Source organism: Streptomyces sp. NPDC058239 (assembly GCF_042882185.1).
Taxonomy (GTDB): Bacteria; Actinomycetota; Actinomycetes; order Streptomycetales; family Streptomycetaceae; genus Streptomyces.
Genome location: NZ_JBHVWS010000018.1, coordinates 103,126 through 127,337, shown reverse-complemented (window position 1 = coordinate 127,337; position 24,212 = coordinate 103,126). Strand labels below are relative to the sequence as shown.

The following is a 24,212-nucleotide window of genomic DNA, read 5'->3' as shown; positions in this document are numbered from 1 at the left end:
GGCGGTATCGGTGTAAGGGGCGCGTAGCCTCGCTACTTATGAGTACGACTGCCTCTGATCCGCTCGCCACCCTGGGCGCCCTGCCGGGGGTCGCCGACGCGGTGGACTCCGTACGCAAGGCCGTCGACCGGGTCTATGGCCACCGCGTCATGCGGCGCCGCAGCAACGAGGTCACCGCCGAAGCGGCGCTGCGCGGCGCCCGTGGCTCGGCGGCGCTGTCCGGCGCCGACTGGAATCTGGAGGAGGTGCGCCGGCGTACCGACTTCAGCGGTGACGGTGAGGCGCATGTGATCGGAGCGGCCCTGAGGCTCACCGCCGAAGCGGGCCAACTGCTCTCCATCTGGCGGCAGTCGCCGCTGCGTGTCCTGGCGCGGCTGCATCTGGTTGCGGCCGGCGGCGCGGCACCCGAGGACGCTGTCGGTCGGCCGCGGCTGGCAGGCGAACCCGTGGACGAGCCGCTGATCGAAGCGGCGCTGCCGGACGCCGAGGAGGTGGCGGGGCGGCTGGAAGGACTCTCCGGATTGATCCTTTCGGGCACTGCGGCGCCCGCGCTGGTGACGGCGGCGGTCGTGCACGGAGAACTGCTGGCCCTGCGTCCCTTCGGTTCGTACAACGGCCTCGTCGCGCGTACCGCCGAGCGGATCGTGCTGATCGGGAGCGGCCTCGACCCCAAATCGATCTGCCCCGCCGAGGTGGGCCACGCCGAGCAGGGGCGGGCGGCGTACATCGCTGCGTTCGAGGGTTATCTGTCGGGGACGCCGGAGGGGATGGCGGCCTGGATCGCGCACTGCGGGCGCGCCGTGGAGCTGGGTGTCAGGGAATCGACGGCGGTGTGCGAGGCGCTGCAGCGCGGCGCTGCGTAGCAGGACCGCGTCGTGTCCGCGGGCTGGGCGGGGGCAAGCGGGTGCGGCGAATCGATGACCGACTTCACCGCGGTAACTCCAACGCGGTAACTCCACTGCTGTAACTTCACTGCCCGGTAAAAGGGTTGCGGCGGTACCGTCCTCGGTACCGCCGCTGGCATGTCTACCCAGTTACCATGCGTCCTCGATATGTGCCCATCAGGTCGGGGGCTTTGCCCGTTCCCTGGTGCGGCTGGCCCGTAATCGACGGGTCGACGTCGCGTGGGTGCTCGGTTTTCATGCTCGGTCCGTGGGGCCTTTTTTGCGTTATCAGGTAATCCTCTCGGATGTCCTTGGTCTCGCGGGCCGTTGAGTCCTTTGTACTCCAGAGCCGGGGCGAGCGGTAGTGCTGGCCACACTTCTTTACTTTTAGGTTCAATTACGGGCGAGTTGGACAACTCGGTTCGGCTGGATGAATTGGACTGATCGGTCGCCCTGCTCGATCCCATAGCCCGGGCTGGGCGGCGGGGCCCAGGGGGTGCATAGGGGCACCGACGCCCGGCTCGTGCATCAGGTGGAGGTCGTGGTGGTGCGGCGGCGGGAGGTGTACCAGACCAGTCCCGCTGTGACGGCGGCTGCGCCCAGCGCTGCCGCAGCGACCAATGCCGGGCGCGGCGGCATCGAGAACGTCGGCAGTCGCTGCTTGAGTCGTACCGGTCGGTCAAAGGCGAGAATCGGCCATTCGCGAAGGGTCGCTTCGCGCCGCAGAGCGCGGTCCGGATTCACTGCGTGCGGGTGGCCGACCGATTCCAGCATCGGTACATCGGTCGCGGAATCGCTGTAGGCGTAGCAGCGCGACAGGTCGTATCCCTCCGACACTGCGAGAGCCTTGACCGCCTCGGCCTTCGTCGGCCCGTACGCGTAGTACTCCACTTCGCCGGTGAAGCAGCCGTCGTCACCGACGACCATCCGGGTGGCGACGACTCGGTCGGCGCCCAGCAGCTCGCCGATCGGTTCGACGACCTCGGCGCCCGAGGTCGAGACGATCACCACATCGCGTCCGGCGGTGTGATGCTCCTCGATGAGCGTCGCCGCTTCGTCGTAGATGATCGGGTCGATCAGATCGTGCAGGGTCTCGGCGACGATTTCCTTCACTTGCTGGACGTTCCAACCCTTGCAGAGCGCGGAGAGATATTCCCGCATCCGCTCCATCTGGTCGTGATCTGCACCCCCGGCAAGGAACACGAACTGTGCGTACGCAGTGCGCAGTACAGCGCGGCGGTTGATCAGTCCGCCTTGGTAGAAGGACTTGCTGAAGGTCAGCGTCGAAGACTTCGCAATGACCGTCTTGTCCAGGTCGAAGAAGGCTGCTGTGCGCGGCAAGAAGCGGTTTTCCACAAGGCTGAGCATAGGGGCCCACCATTCGGCGTAAACTCTGGCGCGTGGGTTTGCCTGAGAAGGCTCTCGGGTACACCATGGAAGTCACGGATCGTTCGCGACCGTGCTAACCCGGTCCGGCTCCTCCCCCCCCGAGTCGGCCGTGGGGACGACCCCCGCTCTCCCCCCCGGCGGGGGTCGTCGCATGTCCGGACGCGTTTCTGCCGTTCGGAATCAAGCATTCTGCCTCCATTTCGGCCACGATGGCCCGCTTCTCGTTCCGTCCCTCACCATCTTGGCTCGTCACGGTGCGTAGTGGAAGTGCTGCTCTCCGGAAGTCGCCGGTATGAGCGACAGAGATATTCACAACGGCGGAGTTGTCCACAGTTTTTGAGCAAGATCCACACGATTTCCTGAAGCGCTGCACGGTGATTCCAGCCGCGAAGTCCGCGGGTTGTGGAATCGCCGATCTCGGAACGCTCCGAGATCACCGCGAACCGCGATGAAGGTGCAGTGAGAAGGGGGCGGAGATCGTGGCTGAATCCATCGCACGGGATCGTCTGCCGACCGTCGGGGTACGGCGGAGCGGGCCGTTGATCGTGACCGAGGATGTGGAACTCCTCGACGATCTGCTGCGGCTGTGCGCGGCCGCCGGAGCGGAACCAGAAGTTCATCACTCGTTGCCCGAACGCAGAGGCGGCTGGGAGCAGGCCCCGATGGTTCTCGTGGGGGACGATGCCGCCCAGCGGTGCCGCGGAGCGGCACGCAGGCGCGGCGTGACGCTCGTAGGCCGGGACCAGGATGCCCCGGATGTCTGGCGCCGCGCCGTGGAGATCGGGGCTGAATATGTACTGAGGCTGCCCGATTCGGAGGGCTGGCTCGTCGATCAGATCGCCAATGCGGCGGAAGGCGTGGGCCGGCCGGCACTCACCGTCGGAGTGATCGGCGGACGGGGCGGATCCGGCGCGTCCACACTGGCCTGCGCCCTCGCGGTGACCGCGGCCAGGGCCGGACGGCGGACCATGCTGATCGACGGTGACCCGCTCGGCGGGGGCATCGATGTATTGCTCGGCGGCGAACGGGCCGAGGGAATGAGGTGGCCGGATTTCGTCCATTCCAAGGGGCGGGTCGGCGGAGGCGCACTGGAGGAGTCGTTGCCCGCACTGCACGGTCTGCGGATGCTCAGCTGGGGTCGTGACGACTGGGTGGTCATCCCGCCACAGGCCATGCGGGCCGTGCTGGCCGCCGCGCGCAGGCTCGGCGGGGTGGTGGTCGTCGATCTGCCGCGCCGGGTTGACGAGTCGGTGGCCGAGGCGCTCGCACAGCTGGACCTCGGGCTGTTGGTGGTCCCCGGAGAGCTTCGCGCAGTCGCGGCGGCGAAGCGGGTGGCGTCGATGGCCGGGATGGTGCTGGACGACTTGCGGGTGGTGGCCCGCGGCCCGTACGCGGCGGGCCTCGACGAGCGGTGGGTGGCGCAGGCGCTGGGGCTGCCGCTTGCCGGTGAACTCCCGCTCGACGCCGGGCTGCTGGCCACGCAGGACGGCGGCGCACCGCCCGGCGGCAGTGCGCGCAGTCCACTGGCCAGGTTCTGCGCGGCGTTCTGGGAGCGGGCACTCGCTCCGGAGACTGCGGGGGGACGCGCCGGTGGGGGTGCGTCATGACGGAGACGCTGCTCGACGCCGTGCGGCAACGGCTGGCACAGAGCGGCGCGGCGCCGACCCCGGCCGGGGTCGCGGCAGCTCTTCGAGCCCAGGGACGGCTGCTCGGCGATGCCGAAGTGCTCGGCGCGGCCGATGAGTTGCGCGGCGAACTGGTCGGCACCGGGGTGCTGGAACCGCTGCTCGCCGACCCGGCCGTGACGGATGTCCTGGTCTCCGCGCCGGACCGGGTGTGGGTGGACCGGGGCGGCGGGCTCGAACTCACCGGGGTGACCTTTCCGGACGCCGCAGCGGTGCGCAGACTGGCACAGCGGCTGGCGGCCGTGGCGGGGCGGCGGCTGGACGACGCCCGGCCCTGGGTGGACGCGCGACTGCCGGACGGCACCCGTATGCATGCCGTGCTGCCGCCGGTTTCCGTCGGCTCGACGTGCCTGTCGCTGCGGGTGGTGCGGCCCAGGGCCTTCTCATTGACTGAGCTGGTCGCGGCGGGGACCGTGCCGCCGGGCGGTGACCGGGTGCTGAGGGCGTTGGTGGAAGCCCGGGTCTCGTATCTGATCAGTGGGGGGACGGGGGCCGGGAAGACGACCCTCTTATCGAGTCTGCTGGGTGCGGTCGGGGAGCGTGAGCGGATCGTGCTCGCCGAGGACTCGGCGGAGCTGCGGCCGGACCATCCGCATGTGGTGCGCCTGGAGTCGCGCCCTGCCAACCAGGAGGGGGCGGGGCGAGTGACCCTGAGGGACCTGGTGCGGCAGGCGCTGCGGATGCGGCCCGACCGGCTGGTGGTCGGGGAAGTGCGGGGCGCCGAGGTCACCGAACTGCTGGCCGCGCTGAACACCGGCCACGAGGGCGGCTGCGGGACGGTTCATGCCAATGCAGCCGAGCACGTCCCGGCCCGCCTTGAGGCGTTGGGGACGGCGGCGGGACTGGACCGGACGGCACTTCACAGCCAGTTGGCGGCCGCGCTGTCGGTGGTGGTCCATCTCGTACGGGACCGGGCCGGGCAGCGGCGGATCGCCGAGGTGCAGGTCCTGGAGAGGGATGCGGCTGGGCTGGTGGTGACCGTGCCGGCACTGCGCTGGGGCACCGACGGATTTGTGCAGGAGCGGGGCTGGGAACGGCTGCGGTCGATGACTGGAGGTGCGCTGTGAGTGGTGGCGCGGTGGTGGGTCTGTCGGCCGGCGCGAGCTGTGCGGCGGTCTTGTGCGTCGGGGTGGCGGCCTGGCTGGTGGTGGTCCAGGACCAGGGGCGTCGGCGAGCGCGGGTGTTGTTCGTCGACGGGGCGACGGAGTCGCCGCTCCGTGAGCGCTGGGAGGGGATTCGGGTTTGGTTCCAGGAGCGGTTGCGGGCGCGGCGGGAGTGGCTCTGCCTGCCGGTGGCGCTGGCCATCGCCGTGCTGGGGGAATCCGTGCTGCCGGTGCTGGCGGTGGCGGTGGCGGTGCCGCTGGTGCGCCGGTGGCTGCGGAGACGGGCCCTGACGCAGGAGCGCGAACGCCGGGCCGATGGGGTGGTGGCGCTGTGCGGTGCCGTCGTGGGTGAGCTGCGGGCCGGGCGCGAGCCGGGGCAGGCGTTGCTCGTCGCTGTCCGCGGGAACGGGGTGATGGGAACGGCGGAGGCCGCTGTGTCCGCTGCGGCGCGGTTCGGCGGCGATGTGCCGGGGGCGCTCGGGCAGGCGGCTCGGGAGCCGGGTCTGGACGGGCTTGCCGGGGTGGCGGCCTGCTGGCGGGTGGCGGTGGACGGCGGGACCGGGCTCGCGGCGGGCCTGGACCGCCTGGAGGGTGCGCTGCGGGCGGAGCGGCGCAGACGGGAGGAGTTACGGGCCCAACTGGCCGGTGCCTGGTCGACGGTGGCGGTGCTGGCGCTGCTGCCGGTGCTGGGTCTGGGACTGGGGGCGGCGCTCGGGGCCGATCCGCTGAGGGTGCTGCTGCACACGCCGGCCGGGCTGGTCTGTCTGGTGGCGGGTGGGTTGCTGGAGGCGGCCGGGCTTTGTTGGGCCGGCCGGATCGTACGGGCGGGGGAGGCGGCGTGAACGTGGTCACCGGCGAAGTCGTCCACCGGGCGGCGGCAGTGTGGGCGGTTCTGGGCACGGTTGCGTATCTGGCCCTCGCTCCGGCGAGGCGGCGGCGGAGGCGGACGATACGCCGTCGGGGTGCGGTGCTGCTGGCCATCGGCCCGGAGAAGCGTCTGCGCGGGCGGACGGTTTCCGGTGCCCGGGTGAAGGAATGGATTGCGCCACTGGGTGTTCTGGCGACAGGCGTGGTCCTGATCGGCGGCCTGCCGGGGTTCACGGCCGGGCTGGCAGGGGTGTACGGCGCCTGGAGGTGGCAGCGGGCCCGGCGCAGCCGCGAATCGGGGGTCGGTGCTGTGGAAGCGGCGCAGGTCTCACGGCAGCTCCCTTTGGCGGCGGACCTCTTGGCGGCCTGCATCTCTGCCGGAGCCGGGCCCCGAGAGGCAGCGGAGGCGGTGGGGGAGTCGCTGGGTGGACCGGTCGGCGTGAGTCTGGCGCGGACGGCCGCGGAGATCCGGCTCGGTGGTGAACCTGCAGTGGCCTGGGGGCGGTTCGGGGAGATACCGGGCGCGGGTGCGCTGTCCCGCTGCCTGGACCGGGCGGGATCGACCGGGGCTCCGGCGGCGGAGCCGGTGGCGCGGCTGGCCGAGGCGATGCGGGCGGAGCGGGCGAGCGCGGCCGTGGCCCGCGCCCAGCGGGCAGGCGTGCTGATCACCGCACCGGTCGGACTCTGCTTTCTGCCCGCCTTCCTGGCGGTCGGAGTGGCGCCGGTGGTGATCGGTCTGGCGACCGGCCTGCTTCACAACGGGTGACAGAAAAGTACTAGTAAGTATCTACTCAATATGAATTACGCATTTCGCGGGGGTTGAAATGGCACAGCGAATCAGGGGCTGGGTGCGGAGCATGATGCGCCGAGTTCGGTCGGACAACGGAATGACGACATCCGAATATGCGGTGGGGACAATCGCGGCCTGTGCGTTCGCGGCGGTGCTCTACAAGGTGGTCACCAGCCAGCCGGTCATGTCCGCGCTGCAGTCACTGCTCAAGGACGCGCTCGATGCGAAGTTCTAGGAGCAGTTCCGGGGGATGCGCCGGAGGTCGCTCCAGGACCGTGTGCGGGGGCGGAGACCGGGGGGCGGTGACGGCGGAAGCGGCTATGGCGATTCCGGTGCTGGCAGTGTTCGCCCTGGCGCTGGTCTGGGCTCTGATGGCTGCCTCGGCCCAGATCCGCTGTGTGGACGCGGCCCGGGCCGGGGCGAGGGCGGCGGCCCGCTCGGAACCGGAGGCGCAGGTGCTGGAAGCCACTCGTTCGGCGGCACCCGACGGGGCCGAAGTTGCGATGGAGCGGGCCGGGGAGCTGTGGCGGGTACGAGTGGCGGCGCCGATGCCCGGACCCGGCCCACTGGCCCTCAAGCTCCATGCGGAGGCGGCAGCACTTGCAGAGGACACGGTGGGGGTGGCGTCGTGACCGGGACAGGAGGGAGAGCCCGGAAGGCCGTCCGCGGGTGGCTGGACAGGAGCGGGGATCACGGTCTGAATCGAGGTCGGGCCCCGGACCGGGACAGAGGCCTGGCGACGGTGTGGGTGGCCATGACCACGGCCACGTTGTGCGCGGTGTTTGCGGTCGTGCTGGCGCTCGGACAGGTGATGGTCGTCCGGCACCGGGCCGGCGGTGCGGCGGACCTGGCAGCCCTGGCCGCGGCCGACCGGGCCCTGCAAGGGCCCGGGGAGGCGTGCGGGGCGGCCGAGGAGGTGGCCGCGGCACAGGGGGCGGTGGTGGTGCGGTGCACGGTGCGTGGGGAGATCGCCGATGTGACGGCCCGGGTGAGTTTCGGGCCGTACGAACCGGCGGTCAGGTCCCGGGCCGGCCCTCCGGCGGCTGCTCCCGGCTCTCCGGATCCGTCGCCTCCGACGGTTCCGGAGGGCTCGGCTCCCCGGGGTCCGGCGGCGCGGACCGGAGGAGTTCGCTGAGGAGGCGCACAGCGCCCCGCTTGTGCAGCGGATCGTTGCCGTTGCCGCACTTCGGGGATTGGATGCAGGACGGGCAGCCCGCCTCGCATTCGCAGGACGCGATGGCCTGGCGGGTCGCGGTCAGCCACGTGCGGGCGGTGTGGAAGGCCCGCTCGGCGAATCCGGCACCGCCCGGATGCCCGTCGTACACGAAGACCGTGGGCAGCAGGGTGTCCGGGTGCAACGGCACGGAGACGCCACCGATGTCCCATCGGTCGCAGGTGGCGAAGAGCGGCAGCATCCCGATCGATGCGTGCTCCGCGGCGTGCAAGGCGCCGCCCAGGATCTCCGGGTTGATACGGGCGGCGTCGAGCTGGTCCTGCGTGACCGTCCACCACACGGCGCGCGTGCGCAGAGTGCGGGGCGGCAGATCCAGCTTGGTCTCGCCGAGGACCTCGCCGGTGATCAGTTTGCGACGCAGGAAGGAGACGACCTGGTTGGTGACTTCCACGGAGCCGTAGCAGAGCCGCCCGTCACCCCAAGGGATCTCGGTGTCGGTCTCCAGGACGGCGATGGCGGTGGTGTCGCGTGCGGTCGTCGAGTACGGCGGGTTGGCCTCCTCGACCAGGGCCACCGAGTCCTCCAGATCCAGCTTCCGGACCAGATAGGTGCGGCCCTGGTGGAGGTGGACGGCGCCTTCGTGGACGGCGGTGTGCGCGGCCGATTCGTCGACGGTGCCCAGCAGTCGGCCGGTGCCCTCCTCGACGATCTGGACGGGGCGGCCGCCCTCGCCGCGGATGTCGGTGAGATCGGCGGCGCGCTCGCGGCGGGTCCAGTGCCAGCCCGATGCGCGTTTGCGCAGCAGCTTCGCGGCCTCCAGCTGCGGCAGCAGTTCGGCCACGGCCGGGCCGAAGAGCTCCAGATCGGGCTCGGTGAGCGGGAGCTCCGCAGCGGCGGCACACAGGTGCGGAGCGAGGACGTACGGGTTGTCCGGGTCGAGGACGGTCGACTCCACGGGCTGCTGGAAGAGCGCCTCGGGATGGTGGACGAGGAAGGTGTCCAGCGGGTCGTCGCGGGCCACCAGGATGGCCAGGGCGCCCTGGCCGGAACGTCCTGCGCGGCCCGCCTGCTGCCACAGCGACGCCCTGGTGCCGGGATAGCCTGCGATGACGACGGCGTCCAGGCCGGAGACATCGACGCCGAGTTCGAGAGCGGTCGTGGCGGCCAGGCCGAGCAGCCGACCGGAGTGCAGGGCGCGCTCCAGGGCGCGGCGTTCCTCGGGGAGATAACCCCCGCGGTAGGCGGCGACCCGGGCGGGCAGAGAGCGGTCCACCTCGGCGAGGCGTTCCTTGGCGATGACGGAGATCAGTTCGGCGCCGCGCCGGGAGCGTACGAAGGCGACCGAGCGGACGCCCTGGACGGTCAGATCGGTGAGGAGGTCGGCTGTCTCGGCAGTGGCGGTACGGCGCACGGGCGCGCCCTTCTCGCCGTGCAGCTCAGTGAGGGGCGGCTCCCACAGGGCGAAGACCATTTCGCCGCGTGGCGAGGCGTCGTCGGCGACCTCCTTGACCGGGAGACCGGTGAGGCGGCCCGCCGCGACGGAGGGCTCCGCCGCGGTGGCCGAGGCGAGGAGGAAGACCGGATTCGCTCCGTAGCGGGCGCACAGACGGCGTAGCCGGCGCACCACCTGGGCGACGTGGGAGCCGAAGACACCCCGGTAGGTGTGGCACTCGTCGATGACGACGAAGCGCAGGGCGCGCAGGAAGGAGGACCAGCGGGGGTGGGACGGGAGTATCCCGCGGTGCAGCATGTCGGGGTTGGTCAGGACGTAGTTGGCGTACTGGCGCACCCACTCGCGTTCCTCGACCGGGGTGTCGCCGTCGTAGACCGCGGGCCTGATGGCGTTGCCGAGCGGTGCCGCAAGTTCCTTCACCGCACGCCTTTGATCGGCGGCCAGGGCCTTGGTGGGGGCGAGATACAGGGCGGTCGCGCCACGGCCGTTCGGGGCCTCGGAGCCGTCGAGCAGTGCGGTGAGCACCGGGGCGAGGTAGGCGAGCGACTTGCCGGACGCCGTGCCGGTGGCGATGACCACGGATTCGCCGTCCAGGGCGTGCTCGGCGGCGGCCGCCTGGTGCGCCCAAGGGTGGTCGATTCCGGCTTTCTGGATCGCGGCGATCACTTCTGGCCGGATGCGATCGGGCCAGATGGCATGGGTTCCCGTACGCGGGGGCAAGTGCTCCGTATGAGTGATGCGCGCGGACCGGCCCGCCGCTGCGGCGAGCCGGTCGAGGACCATGGCGGGAGAGGGGCGGGAGTCCCTGTTCTCGGGTGGTCTACTGGGGCGGTGATTCTTGGCCATCGGCACCGAGTGTGTCACTGGCGTGACGGACAATGGTCCCAAGGCGTCGTGCATGGCTGCTGGTAAGTGATTGAATGCCATCGCGGCTGGCGATCCGTCCCCTGGCTCCGCCGGGGAGACCGAGGGGCGACCGCTCGATAGCAAGGTGCTGGAGGATCCGTGGACCTGTCCTTGTCGACTCGCAATGTGTCCGGCCCTGGTGGCGACCGTACGGTCGTCGAGGTCGGTGGCGAGATTGATGTGTATACCGCGCCCAAGCTGCGCGAGCAGTTGGTCGAGTTGGTGAATGACGGCAGCTACCACCTGGTTGTCGACATGGAAGGCGTCGACTTCCTCGACTCCACCGGCCTCGGCGTGCTCGTGGGCGGCCTGAAGCGTGTCCGGGCCCATGAGGGCTCGTTGCGCCTGGTCTGCAACCAGGAGCGCATTCTCAAGATCTTCCGGATCACTGGTCTGACCAAGGTGTTCCCGATTCACACCACGGTCGACGAGGCAGTTGCGGCCACCGACTGACGGTCGGTCCGCGGCCGGACCGGCGCGCTACCGGTGCACCGGTAGCCGTGACCGGCGGGCGGCCTGACCGCCGGTTGCCTCAGTCAGGCAGTCGGCCGGTCGGGTAGTCAGCGGTCGGGACCTGGGTAGCCAGTGCCCCGATCGCTGAGCAACCGGTCGGCGTCCGGTCTGTCGGTCGGCTGCTTGCCGGTCGGCTGTTCGGCATTCGGCCGCTTGAGAGTGGGCCGTCTGCCGGGTCGGGCGCCTGTCGGGCAGTCGACAGTTGTCCGTCAGTGGGCCGGCGGTCGGCGACCAGGCCGGTCAGCCGACGGCTTCGCCGGTTCCGGAAGAAGACCGGAACAAGACCGGAAGAAGACCGGAAGAAGAGCAGGGGTGCCGGGCAGCCCGCCCGGGTCCCTGGGATGCACGCCCGTACGTCTGAGGGGGATCGCATGGCCACCGTTGAACTCCGCTTCAGCGCCCAGCCCGAACACGTCAGGACGGCCCGCCTCGTGGCAGCCGCCGTGGCGCGCCGGGCGGGGGTTGATGAAGCCGTGCTCGACGAGGTCAGACTCGCCGTCGGTGAAGCCTGCAGCCGCGCAGTCGGGCTGCACCGCAGCCATGGCATCACCGCTCCTGTCTCCGTTGTCCTGACCGAGGAGGAGAAGTCCTTCTCCATCGAGGTCGGCGACGAGGTGCCCGGGCCGGGTGCCGAGCCCGCTCCCGCCGGAGCCTCCGCGACACGCGGCGCCACGCCCGGCGTGGGATTCGATGGTCCGGATTCCGAGACCGATGCCGACAGCGAGGACGAGATGGGTCTCGCAGTCATCAGCGGCCTCGTCGATGATGTGGAAGTCAGATCGGGGGCCAACGGCGGAGTGATCCGCATGAGCTGGCCGAAGACGCCCGTGACGGTGCTTCCCTGAGGCGCCGCAGGCGTCACGGGCGGTCCGGCCGTCCCGATTCCCTCGAATCCATCCCCCGATCCATTTCTTGATCCCTCTTTTGGGGCCCTGCTGAGCAGGGCCTTTTTTCATTTCTGTGTGATCATTGATCTACAGGAAATGTGCCTGCCCCATTACTGCATTCGGGTCGATTCGCGGCCGCGATCATTTGCCGATCCGCCGTTAAGGTCAATTACATTTACCGCGCACTGTTTTGATCAGCTCCCGCTCCCTACAATCCGTCCACGTCTTGAGCGCTGAGCGTCAAGGAGGACGTATGGCGGAGTTCTTCAACACCCCACTGGCAGGACTGACGCAAGATTCCGCACTTTCCACACCTTCCGGTCGACCCGCATCTCTCGCGGCCGCGGTACTCACCGATGACAACCGCGTCATCGTGATCGTCGTCGCGGTCGTCGCCATCGCCGCGCTGGTCGTCGCCCGGCTGCTGGTGCGCCAGGTGCTGGCGGCCGGTGAGGGCACCGATCGTATGAAGGAGATCGCAGCAGCCGTCCAGGAGGGCGCGAATGCCTATCTGGCCCGGCAACTGCGCACCGTCGGCATCTTTGCCGTCGTAGTCTTCTTCCTGCTTCTGCTGCTTCCGGCCGACAACTGGTCGCAGCGCGCGGGCCGTTCGTTGTTCTTCCTGGTGGGTGCGCTTTTCTCGGCGACCACCGGATACATCGGGATGCGGCTCGCCGTGCGCAGTAATGTCCGTGTGGCTGCTGCTGCGCGTGAGGCGACTCCCGCGGAAGGGGAACCCGAAAGGGATCTCACCGCTGTTTCGCACAAGGCGATGAAGATCGCTTTTCGTACCGGTGGCGTGGTCGGCATGATTACCGTGGGCCTCGGGCTGCTCGGTGCTTCCTGTGTCGTCCTCGTCTATGCCGCCGACGCGCCCAAGGTGCTGGAGGGCTTCGGTCTCGGTGCCGCGCTGATCGCCATGTTCATGAGGGTCGGAGGCGGTATCTTCACCAAGGCCGCGGACGTCGGCGCCGACCTCGTCGGCAAGGTGGAGCAGGGCATCCCGGAGGACGACCCACGCAACGCCGCCACCATCGCCGACAACGTGGGCGACAACGTCGGTGACTGCGCGGGCATGGCGGCCGACCTCTTCGAGTCGTACGCCGTGACGCTCGTCGCGGCGCTCATCCTCGGCAAGGCCGCCTTCGGTGACTCCGGACTGGCCTTCCCGCTGATCGTCCCGGCGATCGGCGTGGTCACCGCGATGATCGGAATCTTCGCGGTCGCCCCGCGGCGCGCCGACCGCAGCGGAATGACCGCCATTAACCGCGGATTCTTCATCTCCGCGGTGATCTCGCTCGTCCTGGTGGCCGTGGCGGTCTTCGTCTACCTGCCGTCCTCGTACGCTGATCTGGACGGCGTCACCGACACCGCCATCTCCTCGCACGGCGGCGATCCGCGGGTCTTCGCCCTGGTCGCCGTCGCCATCGGCATCGTGCTGGCCGCCCTGATCCAGCAGTTGACCGGCTACTTCACCGAGACCAGCCGGCGACCTGTCAGGGACATCGGCAAATCCTCGCTGACCGGTCCGGCCACCGTCGTACTCGCCGGTATCTCCATCGGTCTGGAGTCCGCCGTCTACACGGCACTACTGATCGGTCTGGGCGTCTACGGGGCGTTCCTGCTCGGTGGTACGTCGATCATGCTGGCGCTCTTCGCGGTGGCGCTGGCGGGGACCGGGCTGCTCACCACCGTCGGCGTCATCGTTGCCATGGACACCTTCGGCCCGGTCTCCGACAACGCACAGGGCATCGCGGAGATGTCCGGTGACGTCACGGGCGCCGGTGCTCAGGTCCTCACCGACCTGGACGCCGTCGGCAACACCACAAAGGCCATCACCAAGGGCATCGCCATCGCCACGGCCGTCCTGGCGGCGTCGGCGCTCTTCGGTTCGTACCGCGACGCGATCGCCACAGCGGTCGACGACGTGGGGGCCAAGGCCGGGGAAATGACACTCAGTCTGGACATCTCGCAGCCCAACAACCTGGTGGGCCTGATCCTCGGTGCCGCGGTCGTCTTCCTCTTCTCCGGGCTGGCGATCAACGCGGTGTCCCGGTCCGCCGGATCCGTGGTCTACGAGGTGCGGCGGCAGTTCCGCGAGCATCCCGGGATCATGGACTACAGCGAGAAGCCGGAGTACGGACGCGTCGTCGACATCTGCACCAAGGACGCCCTGCGCGAGCTCGCCACGCCCGGCCTGCTCGCCGTCCTGGCGCCGATCGCCGTCGGGTTCACGCTCGGCGTCGGGGCACTGGGTTCGTATCTCGCGGGCGCCATCGGTACCGGCACACTGATGGCGGTCTTCCTGGCCAACTCCGGTGGTGCGTGGGACAACGCCAAGAAGCTCGTGGAGGACGGTCATTACGGCGGCAAGGGCAGTGAGGCCCATGCCGCGACCGTCATCGGGGACACGGTCGGTGACCCGTTCAAGGACACGGCGGGACCGGCGATCAACCCCTTGCTCAAGGTGATGAACCTGGTCGCGCTGCTCATCGCCCCGGCGGTGGTGCAGTTCAGCTACGGGCAGGACGCAAGTGCCGGCGTACGAGCGGTGGTGGCGGTGCTCGCCGTCGCCGTCATCATCGGCGCGGTCTACGTCTCCAAACGGCGCGGGATCGCCGTGGGGGACGAGGAGGGCCCCGCTGACAGTGGCGGGGGATCAGCCAAATCGGCCGACCAGGCGGCTGTTTCGTGAATCGGCAACGGGAAGAGGCCGGTGGAATGTAGCCGGCCCCGGCTCAACGACCGGGCGGGCGACGCACTCTGATGTGTCGTCCGCCGGTCGTGTTCTGGTGTCGGGACACCGGTCGGTACGCCCGTCCGTGTGCTTGCTCGTGCAGGTGTTCCAGCGTCCGGAGGGCTGTGTGGGTGAGTTGTATCTCCCTCATTTCCCTTGGTGCAAATGGCTGCAAAAGGTCACTCATCGGACGTCCGGCACCCGGATGGAGGGCGCTCGACGTGTAAGTTCCGGGGCCGAGAGCCTTGGAAGGGACCGATCCGGTGAACAAGAAGCTTGCGGCCGCGCTGTCCGGCGGTGCGGTACTGGTACTTACGCTGTCGGGCTGCAGCAGCGACGACAACAGCGACAAGGTGAACGCCTGGGCCAAGAAGGTCTGCGACCAGGTCCAGCCCCAACTGCAGAAGATCGCGAACGCCAACGCCGCCATCCAGCAGCAGACCGCCGACAACAGCAAGCCCGCCGACGTCCAGAAGACCGACTCGGCCGCCTTCCAGCAGATCTCGCAGGCGTACAAGGCACTGGGCGCGGCTGTCGATTCGGCGGGCGCGCCGCCGGTCGACGGCGGCGAGACCACACAGAAGGAGGCCGTGAAGGAGCTCAACGCCTCCTCCGTGGCGTACGCGAACCTGCAGAAGAAGGTCGACGCCCTCAACACGAAGGACCAGGCGAAGTTCGCCGACGGTCTCAAGGGCATCGCGGACGAGCTGAACAAGATCAGCACCGGCGGTGACGAGGCGCTGAAGAAGCTCCAGTCCGGCGAGGTCGGCACCGCGATGGCGAAGCAGAAGGGCTGCCAGAAGCCGACGGCCTCGGTGCCGCCGAATACCGCTTCCTCGAAGTCGGCCTCGCCGTCCGCCTCTCCCAGCAAGAAGCCGTAACCGGGCGGAAGCAGTGGTTGTACGGACGGCCCGGCGGCCATGGTGGGCGCCGGGCCGCTGCCGTTGTCAGCGGTAGCGGCCACAATGGGTGCGTGAGTACGACCAGTCTCCCCGCGCCCGACCGTTCGCCCCGGCTCCGCGAAGCCCTGCTCGCCGCCGCCTTCACCGCCGACGGGCTCCTCGACCTGCTCGGTGCACCGGCCTATGCCGCGCTCGCCCGCAGTGAGACGGTTCCGGCGCTGCGTGCCACCAGGGGGGACTCCCCGCTCGAAATACTGGTGCGGCTCTTCCTGCTCCAGCACCCCGTCCCGTACGAGCGGGCCCGCGCCGCGCTCCCACTGGCCGAGTGCATCGAGGACGGCTGGGTGACCCGGACCGGCGAGGAGGTGCGGGCCACGGTCGACGTACGCCCGTACAGCGGGCCCGAGGGGCAGGACTGGTACATCGTCTCCGACCTGGGCTGCGCGGTCGGCGGCGCGGGCGGCATCGGTTCGCGCGAGGAGGGCGTGGTCCTCGGAGTCGGCGGGGCGTCCACCACACTCGCCGGGATCACCGTCCGTACGCCTGTCGCCTCCGCGCTCGATGTCGGTACGGGCTCCGGCATCCAGGCACTGCACGCCTCGCAGCACGCCACCCGGGTCACGGCCACCGACCTCAACCCGCGTGCGCTGGACTTCACCCGGCTGACGCTCGCCCTGTCCGGCGCCGCCCCGGCCGAGCTGCTCCAGGGTTCCCTGTACGAGCCGGTCGGAACCGAGACGTACGACCTGATCGTCTCCAACCCGCCGTTCGTCATCTCGCCCGGCGCCCGCCTCACCTACCGCGACGGCGGCATGGGCGGCGACGATCTGTGCCGGACCCTGGTGCAGCAGTCGGGCGGCCGGTTGAACGAAGGCGGATACGCCCACTTCCTCGCCAACTGGCAGCACGTCGAGGGCGAGGAGTGGCAGAACCGGCTGAGTTCCTGGGTGCCTCACGGCTGCGACGCCTGGATCGTGCAGCGCGAGGTCCAGGACGTCACGCAGTACGCGGAGCTGTGGCTGCGCGACAGCGGCGACCACCGCACGGACCCCGCGGAGTACGCCGCACGGTACGACGCCTGGCTGGACGAGTTCGAGGCCCGCAAGACCAAGGGCGTCGGCTTCGGCTGGATCACCCTGCGGAAGTCCGTCGCGGCTGCTGCCGGGAACCCGTCCGTCGTGATCGAGGAGTGGCCGCACGCGGTGGAGCAGCCGCTCGGACCGGCCGTCCAGGCCCACTTCGCCCGCCAGGACTACCTCCGCGAACAGGACGACGCGGCGCTCCTGGCCGGCCATTTCGCACTCGCCGCCGAGGTCGTGCAGGAGCAGGTCGGACTGCCGGGCGCGGAGGACCCCGAGCATGTGGTGCTCCGTCAGAACCGCGGCATGCGGCGTGCGACGAAGGTCGACGCCGTCGGCGCGGGCTTCGCGGGCGTGTGCGACGGAACGCTGCCCGCGGGCCGGATCCTGGACGCGATCGCCCAGTTGATGAACGAGGACCCCGTGCTGCTGCGCGACCGCACCCCGCAGGCGATCCGGCTGCTGGTGGAGGAGGGCTTCCTGGAGCCGGTGCCGCCGGCGGGCTGATGGCGTTGCTCTGGGCCCGGCCCCAGCCCGGCCCTGGTCCCGGGGTGGGGCGGCTGTCGGCTCCGGCACCGCGGCTGTCTCCGGTACCGGGCTCCGTTCCGGTCCGGGCGCGTGCTGCCGTATCTAATGAACGGGCTCGTCATCAGCGTCTTCACGCTCACCGCCGACGGTCCGCCGCGGGGGCTGTGGATTCCGGTTGGCTCGCGGACCGGTGTTGCCCCCGGGGCCTCGGTCCCGCGCTCCCGGGATGTGTGAATCCGGCCATTCACCGGGGGTTCGCGTGCACGACGTCCTGGGGTGGCAGCCTTCCCCCGACCGGACGGCACGGGCCCCGGCCGAGCAGGGACAGGGAGGCGTACGGGCATGGAGAGCGGACCTGCGGTCTTCGCCGGAACAGCATTCGCACTGTTCGGCGCCGCGCTGCTGCTGTGGACGGGGGCGCGCGTGCTGCACCGTGCGCCGGTGGCGCACGGTGTGAGCCCCGTCGCCTCCGCCGCTCTCGCCACTGTGTTCGGCGTACTTTTTCTCGCCCTCGGTGTGTGGTGCTTCACCCGCATCTGATCCACTCCCCGCCGGACCGGGCCGGGAACCGCAGGTCAAGGCGGTCAGTGGCAGGGAACACGCCCGGCCCGTCCGCCTCTCACCGCCGGTGCCGGCAGCGCCGCCACAGCAACCAGAAACCCGCAGGCAGCGGCCGTGCACACGATGGACCGGGCAGTCCGGGCGGCAGGAATGGCGGAAGTCGGGTTACCGTTCGAGTGGCCGTTGCGGGCTTTTGCCGTTTGACACGGGGGCGGGTTGTACCGTCACACTCCGCAGCGACAGCACCATCGGCAGCGTCATCGCGCTGCCCGGATGCCCACTGAGTGTCGACCGGAGAGAAGAGCGAAGTTGTCCCCGACCAGCGAGACCGCACAGGGCGGCCGCCGACTCGTCATCGTCGAGTCGCCTGCCAAGGCGAAGACGATCAAGGGCTACCTCGGCCCCGGATACGTCGTCGAGGCGAGCGTCGGGCACATCCGCGACCTGCCGAACGGCGCCGCAGAGGTCCCGGACGAGTACACCGGCGAGGTCCGTCGGCTCGGCGTCGACGTCGAGCATGACTTCCAGCCCATCTATGTCGTCAACGCGGACAAGAAGGCGCAGGTCAGGAAGCTCAAGCAGCTGCTGGCCGAGTCCGACGAACTCTTCCTCGCCACCGATGAGGACCGCGAGGGCGAAGCCATCGCGTGGCACCTGCAGGAAGTCCTGAAGCCCAAGGTCCCGGTCCACCGGATGGTCTTCCACGAGATCACCAAGGATGCGATCCGGGAGGCCGTCGCCAACCCGCGTGAGCTCAACCAGCGCATGGTCGACGCCCAGGAGACCCGCCGAATCCTCGACCGTCTCTACGGCTACGAGGTCTCGCCGGTCCTGTGGAAGAAGGTCATGCCGCGCCTGTCGGCCGGCCGCGTCCAGTCCGTGGCGACCCGTCTCGTCGTCGAGCGGGAGCGCGAGCGCATCGCCTTCCGTTCCGCCGAGTACTGGGACCTGACCGGCACTTTCGCCACCGGCCGCACCGGTGACGCCTCCGACCCGTCGACCCTCGCCGCCCGCCTCAGCGCGGTCGACGGCCGCCGCATCGCCCAGGGCCGTGACTTCGGTCCGGACGGGCAGCTGAAGTCCGGCTCCGGTCAGGTGCTGCACCTGGACGAGACGAACGCCCGCGCCCTGGCCGCCGCGCTCGCCGACGCCACGTTCGCCGTACGGTCCGTCGAGTCGAAGCCGTACCGTCGCTCCCCGTACGCGCCGTTCCGCACGACGACCCTCCAGCAGGAGGCGAGCCGGAAGCTGGGCTTCGGGGCCAAGGCCACCATGCAGGTCGCGCAGAAGCTGTACGAGAACGGCTTCATCACCTACATGCGTACCGACTCCACGACCCTCTCCGACACCGCGATCTCCGCGGCGAGGGCGCAGGTCACGCAGTTGTACGGCGCCGACTACCTGCCGGACAAGCCGCGCACGTACGCCGGGAAGGTCAAGAACGCGCAGGAGGCGCACGAGGCGATCCGCCCCTCCGGCGACCGCTTCCGCACCCCTGCCGAGACCGGCCTCACCGGCGACCAGTTCCGGCTCTACGAGCTGATCTGGAAGCGGACCGTCGCCTCCCAGATGAAGGACGCGGTCGGCAACTCCGTCACCGTCAAGATCGGCGGCCGGGCGAGCGACGGCCGGGACGCCGAGTTCTCCGCGTCCGGCAAGACGATCACCTTCCACGGCTTCATGAAGGCGTACGTCGAAGGCGCCGACGACCCGAACGCCGAGCTCGACGACCGTGAGCGGCGCCTCCCGCAGGTCGCCGAGGGCGATGCGCTGTCCGCCGAGGAGATCTCGGTCGACGGCCACGCCACCAAGCCGCCGGCCCGCTACACCGAGGCCTCGCTGGTCAAGGAGCTCGAAGAGCGCGAGATCGGCCGCCCGTCGACGTACGCCTCGATCATCGGCACGATCCTGGACCGCGGCTACGTCTTCAAGAAGGGCACGGCGCTCGTCCCGTCCTTCCTCTCCTTCGCCGTGGTCAACCTGCTGGAGAAGCACTTCGGCCGGCTCGTCGACTACGACTTCACCGCGAAGATGGAGGACGACCTCGACCGCATCGCGCGCGGCGAGGCCCAGTCCGTGCCGTGGCTGAAGCGCTTCTACTTCGGTGCGGGCGCCGGCGACACGGCCGGAGCGGGGGCGGCCTCCGACGCGGGCAACGGCGATGGCGACCACCTCGGCGGTCTGAAGGAGCTCGTCACCGACCTCGGCGCGATCGACGCGCGCGAGATCTCCTCCTTCGCCGTCGGCAACGACATCAAGCTCCGGGTCGGCCGGTACGGCCCGTACATCGAGCGCGGCGAGAAGGACTCCGAGGGCCACCAGCGCGCGGACGTGCCGGAGGACCTGGCGCCTGACGAGCTGTCCGTCGAGTACGCGGAGGAGCTGCTGGCCAAGCCGAGCGGCGACTTCGAGCTCGGTGCGGACCCGGTCACCGGGCACCAGATCATCGCCAAGGACGGGCGTTACGGCCCGTACGTCACCGAGGTGCTGCCCGAGGGCACCCCGAAGACCGGCAAGAACGCGGTCAAGCCGCGGACGGCCTCGCTCTTCAAGTCCATGTCGCTGGACACGGTGACGCTGGCCGACGCACTCAGGCTGATGTCGCTGCCGCGTGTCGTCGGCGAGGACGCCGACGGCGTCGAGATCACCGCGCAGAACGGCCGCTACGGCCCGTATCTGAAGAAGGGCACGGACTCGCGGTCGCTGACCTCCGAGGAACAGCTCTTCGACATCACCCTCGAAGAGGCTCTCGCGATCTACGCCCAGCCCAAGCAGCGCGGCCGCGCCGCCGCCAAGCCGCCGCTGAAGGAACTGGGCACCGACCCGGTGAGCGGGGCACCGGTCGTGGTCAAGGACGGGCGCTTCGGTGCGTACGTCACCGACGGCGAGACCAACGCGACGCTGCGGACCGACGACAGCGTCGAGACCATCACGCCGGAGCGCGGCTACGAGCTGCTCGCCGAGAAGCGCGCCAAGGGGCCCGCCAAGAAGAAGACGGCGAAGAAGGCTCCGGCGAAGAAGGCCCCGGCCAAGAAGGCGACCGCGAAGAAGACGGCGGCCAAGAAGACGACTGCGGCAGCCAAGAAGACCGCGGCGAAGAAGACGACGACCGCGAAGAAGGCGACTGCGGCGAAGAAGACGACGGCGGCGTCTGCGGAGGACTGACCGTACGACCGATCGCCGGAGGGGCTGGGCTTTCCAGCCCCTCCGGCGTTTGCGTACCGGGGCCGGGTGAGCGAGAGGGATGGGGCGAGGGCGGGGCGCCTGTGGAGGGGCAGTCCGCTACCCGCTCCCTCTCGAAACCGGGGCTCTGCCCCGGACCCGGCTCCTCAGGCGCCGGAGGGCTGGGAATGCCCCCGATCGCAGGCGTCGGGCCGCAGACGCCGGCCCCCGGACGCCCATATGTTCGGGCGGGGCCTCCGGGGACCCCGCAGCTCCGGATAGGCTGGGCGGATGACGCGAGCCGAGCAGCCAACGGTCGTGAGCCCCACCTCCGACACACTTGCCGCAGACTCACGCGAGCGCGCCGTACGAGCCCTGTTGCGTGTTCCCCCGCTGAAGCGGTTGTGGAGCGCCCAGCTCGTCGGCAGTATCGGCGATGCACTCGCCCTTCTCGTGCTGGTGCTGATGTCGCTGCAAGCGGCGGTCCTTGAGGGCTCATTCGGAGCCGGGTACCGAGGGGCGGCGTTCGCCGTCGCCGCGGTGTTCGGTGCCCGGATCCTTGCCACCCTGCTCTTCGGAGCCGTACTCCTGGGGCCGCTGACGACGCTCACCGCGCCAGGAGGACCGCTGGACCGGCGGTGGCTGATGATCGGGACGGACGGTCTGCGGCTCGCGCTGCTGGTCGTCGCACCGCTGTGGATCGACTGGATGCCCGACAAGGCGCTCATGATGATCCTCATCACCGTCTTCGTCATCGGCGCAGCCGAACGCCTGTGGACGGTTTCCAAGGACGGTGCCGCTCCCGCGCTGCTGCCCGCCCCGCCCCCCGAAGGCGCCGCTGTACGTCCGCTGCCCGACCACCTCGACGCACTGCGTCGGCTCTCCATCCGTACCGACTTCGCCGCCATTCCGGCCGCCGCGGCCGTCCTGCTGATCGCCACGCTCATCGGCAACCTGCTGGGCTCGGGCCTGGAGTGGTTCTCGCTCCACCAGGCGGCCCTCGGCTCGTACGTCGCGGCCGGGCTCTTCTCGGCCTCGATCTCCACCCTGTACTTCCTGGAACTGCCCGGTTCGCAGACGCCCCGCCCGCGCTCGCCGCTGGAGGGCCTGCGTCGGCCCTCGACGGGCAGCGGACCCGACAAGGGCCGCACCGGATCCGTGCCGCTGATCGTCGGTGTCTGTGCCGCAGTCGCCGGAGCCATTGCCGCCGCTGCCGCCGTCGCCGTACTGCACGCCGCCGACCTGGGCGGCGGCCCCGCCACCTTCGCCCTGCTGATCCTCGGCCTGACCGGAGCCACGGGTGTCGGCATCCGAACCGCGGGGAAGGTGCTGCCCGCGCTGTCGCGGCGCCGGCTGCTCGCGCTGGCCACGGCCGTCACGGGCATCGCACTCCTTGCCATGGGACTCGTGCCGGACACGGCGACCGTGCTCATGATCGCGGTGCTCGCCGGATACGCGGCGGGTGTCGCGGCCGGCACCGGCCATGTCCTGGTCGACCAGGAGACCGAGGAGTTCCGCCGGGCCAGGACCACCGAACACCTCCAGGCCGTCGTACGGGTCCTCGTCGCGCTCGGCGCGCTCGCGGGCCCGCTGCTGGCCGCCGCGATCGGCGAGCACCGGCTGACCTCCGGTGACTTCGTCTTCGCCCACGGTGGAGCGGCCTTCGCGCTGATGCTGATCGGCGCACTGCTGCTGCCCGCATCCGTGATCGTCCTCGCCAAGACGGACGACCGCTCCGGAGTGCCGTTGCGCCGTGATCTGCGCGAGGCACTGCGCGGCGGCGAACCGGCCGTCGCCCCCGCCGCGACCGGTTTCTTCCTCGTCCTGGAGGGCGGCGACGGCGCCGGCAAGTCCACCCAGGTCGAGGCGCTCGCCGAGTGGATCCGCGCCAAGGGCCACGAGGTCGTCGTCACCCGCGAACCGGGCGCGACCCCGGTCGGCAAGCGGCTGCGCTCGATCCTGCTCGATGTGTCGTCGGCCGGGCTCTCCAACCGGGCCGAGGCACTGCTGTACGCGGCCGACCGCGCCGAGCACGTCGACTCGGTCGTCCGTCCGGCGCTGGAGCGGGGCGCGATCGTCATCTCCGACCGCTACATCGACTCGTCCGTTGCCTACCAGGGCGCGGGCCGTGACCTCTCCCCGACCGAGATCGCCCGGATCTCGCGCTGGGCGACGAGTGGACTCGTACCGCATCTGACGGTGTTGCTGGACGTCGACCCGGAGACCGCGCGGGAACGGTTCACCGAGGCGCCCGACCGGCTGGAGTCCGAGCCGCCCGAGTTCCACGCCCGGGTGCGGTCCGGCTTCCTGACGCTGGCCGCGGCCGACCCGACCCGCTACCTGGTGGTGGACGCGGGCCAGGATCCGGAATCGATCACCACGGTCGTGCGCCACCGGCTCGACCAGCTCCTCCCGCTCTCCGAGGCCGAGATCAAGGCCCAGGAGGAGGCACGCAAGGCCGCCGAGGAAGAGGCCAGGCGCAAGGCCGAGGAAGAGGCGGCCCGCAAGGCCGAGGAGGAGCGGCTGGAGCGCGAGCGGCAGGAACAGCTCGCCAAGCTCCGGGCCGAGGAGGAGGAGCGCAAGCGCCGCGAGCTGGAGGAGGCACGCCAGCGCGAGGCCGAACGCCAGGCGGAGGAGGCCCGGCAGCGGGCCGAGGAAGCCCGGCGTCTGGCCGAGGAGGAGAGGGCCAGGCTGGCGGCCGAGGAAGCGGCCCGCGAGGCCGAGCAGGCCCGGCTGCGCAGGCAGGCCGAGGAGGAGGCCCGGCTGCGCAAGGAGGCCGAGGCGCGGCGGTTGGAGAAGCAGCGCAAGGCCGAAGAGGCGTTGTTGCGGGCCGAGGAAGCCCGCCGGCAGGCCGAGGCCGAGACGGCTGCGGCGGTGCCGGACAGCGAGATCACGGTGCCGACACCGATCGTCAACCCGAACGATGTGACGCAGCCGGTGCCTTCGCCGGTCACCCCGCCCTCGCCCTCCGACGAGGCCGAGACGGCAATGATTCCGAAGATCCACGACCGGTCCGAGCGCCCTGGCGCGGCGGGTGCCGCGGATGAGACGACGGTTCTTCCCCCGGTACAGGACGTACGCGACGCCCGGGCTGCTCGTGACGCCCGGGAGGCGAACCCGGCAGACCGGGTTCCGCGGGGCATCTTCCGTGACGAGCGCCCGGCGGACTCCGCCCGGGAGAACGAGAACGAGCGCACGCGCGAGCTCCCGCAGGTCAGCGACCCGCATGCGGTCGCCCCGCAGCCGGTTCAGGACCACTGGGACGGTCAGGAACACCAGGAGCGCCGGGGCCGGCGCCCTCGTCCCGACTGGGCCGAGGAGACCCCGCTGGACGATCTTCCGACGCTGGCGGACGAACTGCTGGGCGACCACCGCGACGACGAGGACTCAGGTCCCTCGGGCCGGGGACGGCGCCCCCGCCGCTGATCCGCGGAGGCTGCCGGGCGGGTCTGCCCGGCAGCCGGACTGCGGTGCTGCCGGGATTGTCAGACCCGTCCCCCACAATGGGAGTCGGATCGGGGAAGCCGGATCGACAAGCAGTGACATCACAGCTGCGCGGCCGCATCGCAGGACAGCCGCGCAGCCGCACACC

The 24,212-nt window shown here is 70.3% G+C and carries 18 protein-coding genes; 16 read left to right on the top strand and 2 right to left on the bottom strand.

The window, feature by feature from the left end:
• Positions 1–38 precede the first annotated feature (38 nt).
• Positions 39–863: an oxidoreductase gene (locus ACFVYE_RS20885; protein WP_383958499.1), complete on the top strand. Its 825-nt coding sequence runs from the start codon at positions 39–41 to the stop codon at positions 861–863.
• 549 nt (positions 864–1,412) lie between these two features.
• Here ACFVYE_RS20885 and ACFVYE_RS20880 read toward each other — a convergent pair.
• Complete coding sequence (locus tag ACFVYE_RS20880) at positions 1,413–2,252, bottom strand: HAD family hydrolase (protein WP_383958497.1); 840 nt, start codon at positions 2,250–2,252, stop codon at positions 1,413–1,415.
• Positions 2,253–2,818: 566 nt separating this feature from the next.
• Here ACFVYE_RS20880 and ssd point away from each other — a divergent pair.
• The 7 genes from ssd (at position 2,819) to ACFVYE_RS20845 (ending at position 7,853) form a co-directional block, all read left to right on the top strand.
• Positions 2,819–3,880 (top strand): septum site-determining protein Ssd, encoded by a 1,062-nt coding sequence (gene ssd / locus ACFVYE_RS20875; RefSeq protein ID WP_389606808.1) that lies wholly within the window; start codon positions 2,819–2,821, stop codon positions 3,878–3,880.
• Positions 3,877–5,025 carry a TadA family conjugal transfer-associated ATPase gene (locus tag ACFVYE_RS20870; RefSeq protein ID WP_327274448.1) on the top strand — a complete coding sequence of 383 codons (1,149 nt, stop codon included), beginning with the start codon at positions 3,877–3,879 and terminating at the stop codon, positions 5,023–5,025. Before ssd ends, ACFVYE_RS20870 begins: the two co-directional genes overlap by 4 nt.
• Positions 5,022–5,903 (top strand): type II secretion system F family protein, encoded by an 882-nt coding sequence (locus ACFVYE_RS20865; protein ID WP_383958495.1) that lies wholly within the window; start codon positions 5,022–5,024, stop codon positions 5,901–5,903. The genes ACFVYE_RS20870 and ACFVYE_RS20865 overlap by 4 nt, the downstream gene beginning before the upstream one ends.
• Positions 5,900–6,694 (top strand): type II secretion system F family protein, encoded by a 795-nt coding sequence (locus ACFVYE_RS20860; RefSeq protein WP_383958493.1) that lies wholly within the window; start codon positions 5,900–5,902, stop codon positions 6,692–6,694. Before ACFVYE_RS20865 ends, ACFVYE_RS20860 begins: the two co-directional genes overlap by 4 nt.
• 58 nt (positions 6,695–6,752) lie before the next feature.
• Positions 6,753–6,953 (top strand): DUF4244 domain-containing protein, encoded by a 201-nt coding sequence (locus tag ACFVYE_RS20855; protein WP_383958491.1) that lies wholly within the window; start codon positions 6,753–6,755, stop codon positions 6,951–6,953.
• Entirely contained in the window at positions 6,940–7,350 is a 411-nt protein-coding gene (locus ACFVYE_RS20850) for a TadE family type IV pilus minor pilin (protein WP_383958489.1), read from the top strand. The genes ACFVYE_RS20855 and ACFVYE_RS20850 overlap by 14 nt, the downstream gene beginning before the upstream one ends.
• A gap of 122 nt (positions 7,351–7,472) precedes the next feature.
• Positions 7,473–7,853 (top strand): Rv3654c family TadE-like protein, encoded by a 381-nt coding sequence (locus ACFVYE_RS20845; RefSeq protein ID WP_389606791.1) that lies wholly within the window; start codon positions 7,473–7,475, stop codon positions 7,851–7,853.
• Here the strand turns inward: ACFVYE_RS20845 and ACFVYE_RS20840 are convergent.
• Positions 7,735–10,272, bottom strand: coding sequence for a DEAD/DEAH box helicase (locus ACFVYE_RS20840; protein ID WP_383958485.1), 2,538 nt, complete (start codon positions 10,270–10,272; stop codon positions 7,735–7,737). The two genes, ACFVYE_RS20845 and ACFVYE_RS20840, sit on opposite strands and share 119 nt — an antisense overlap.
• Positions 10,273–10,350: 78 nt before the next feature.
• Here ACFVYE_RS20840 and ACFVYE_RS20835 point away from each other — a divergent pair, with 78 nt between their 5' ends.
• The 8 genes from ACFVYE_RS20835 to tmk all read left to right on the top strand — a co-directional run bounded on the left by ACFVYE_RS20835 (position 10,351) and on the right by tmk (position 24,046).
• Positions 10,351–10,704 carry an STAS domain-containing protein gene (locus ACFVYE_RS20835; protein ID WP_003967428.1) on the top strand — a complete coding sequence of 118 codons (354 nt, stop codon included), beginning with the start codon at positions 10,351–10,353 and terminating at the stop codon, positions 10,702–10,704.
• A 431-nt stretch (positions 10,705–11,135) separates the two neighbouring features.
• On the top strand, positions 11,136–11,609 hold the full coding sequence (locus tag ACFVYE_RS20830; protein ID WP_383958483.1) for an ATP-binding protein: 474 nt from the start codon (positions 11,136–11,138) through the stop codon (positions 11,607–11,609).
• A gap of 295 nt (positions 11,610–11,904) precedes the next feature.
• Entirely contained in the window at positions 11,905–14,346 is a 2,442-nt protein-coding gene (locus ACFVYE_RS20825; protein WP_383958481.1) for a sodium-translocating pyrophosphatase, read from the top strand.
• 305 nt (positions 14,347–14,651) lie between these two features.
• Positions 14,652–15,269 (top strand): small secreted protein, encoded by a 618-nt coding sequence (locus tag ACFVYE_RS20820; RefSeq protein ID WP_383958479.1) that lies wholly within the window; start codon positions 14,652–14,654, stop codon positions 15,267–15,269.
• A 92-nt stretch (positions 15,270–15,361) separates the two neighbouring features.
• Positions 15,362–16,876: a methyltransferase gene (locus tag ACFVYE_RS20815; protein WP_389606788.1), complete on the top strand. Its 1,515-nt coding sequence runs from the start codon at positions 15,362–15,364 to the stop codon at positions 16,874–16,876.
• 363 nt (positions 16,877–17,239) lie between these two features.
• Positions 17,240–17,437, top strand: coding sequence for a hypothetical protein (locus ACFVYE_RS20810; protein ID WP_383958475.1), 198 nt, complete (start codon positions 17,240–17,242; stop codon positions 17,435–17,437).
• Between the two features lie 330 nt (positions 17,438–17,767).
• A complete protein-coding gene (gene topA / locus ACFVYE_RS20805; protein WP_383958473.1) occupies positions 17,768–20,623 on the top strand; it encodes a type I DNA topoisomerase in 2,856 nt (951 codons plus the stop codon).
• Between the two features lie 288 nt (positions 20,624–20,911).
• Complete coding sequence (tmk, locus tag ACFVYE_RS20800) at positions 20,912–24,046, top strand: dTMP kinase (protein WP_389606785.1); 3,135 nt, start codon at positions 20,912–20,914, stop codon at positions 24,044–24,046.
• The last annotated feature ends 166 nt before the right edge of the window (positions 24,047–24,212 follow it).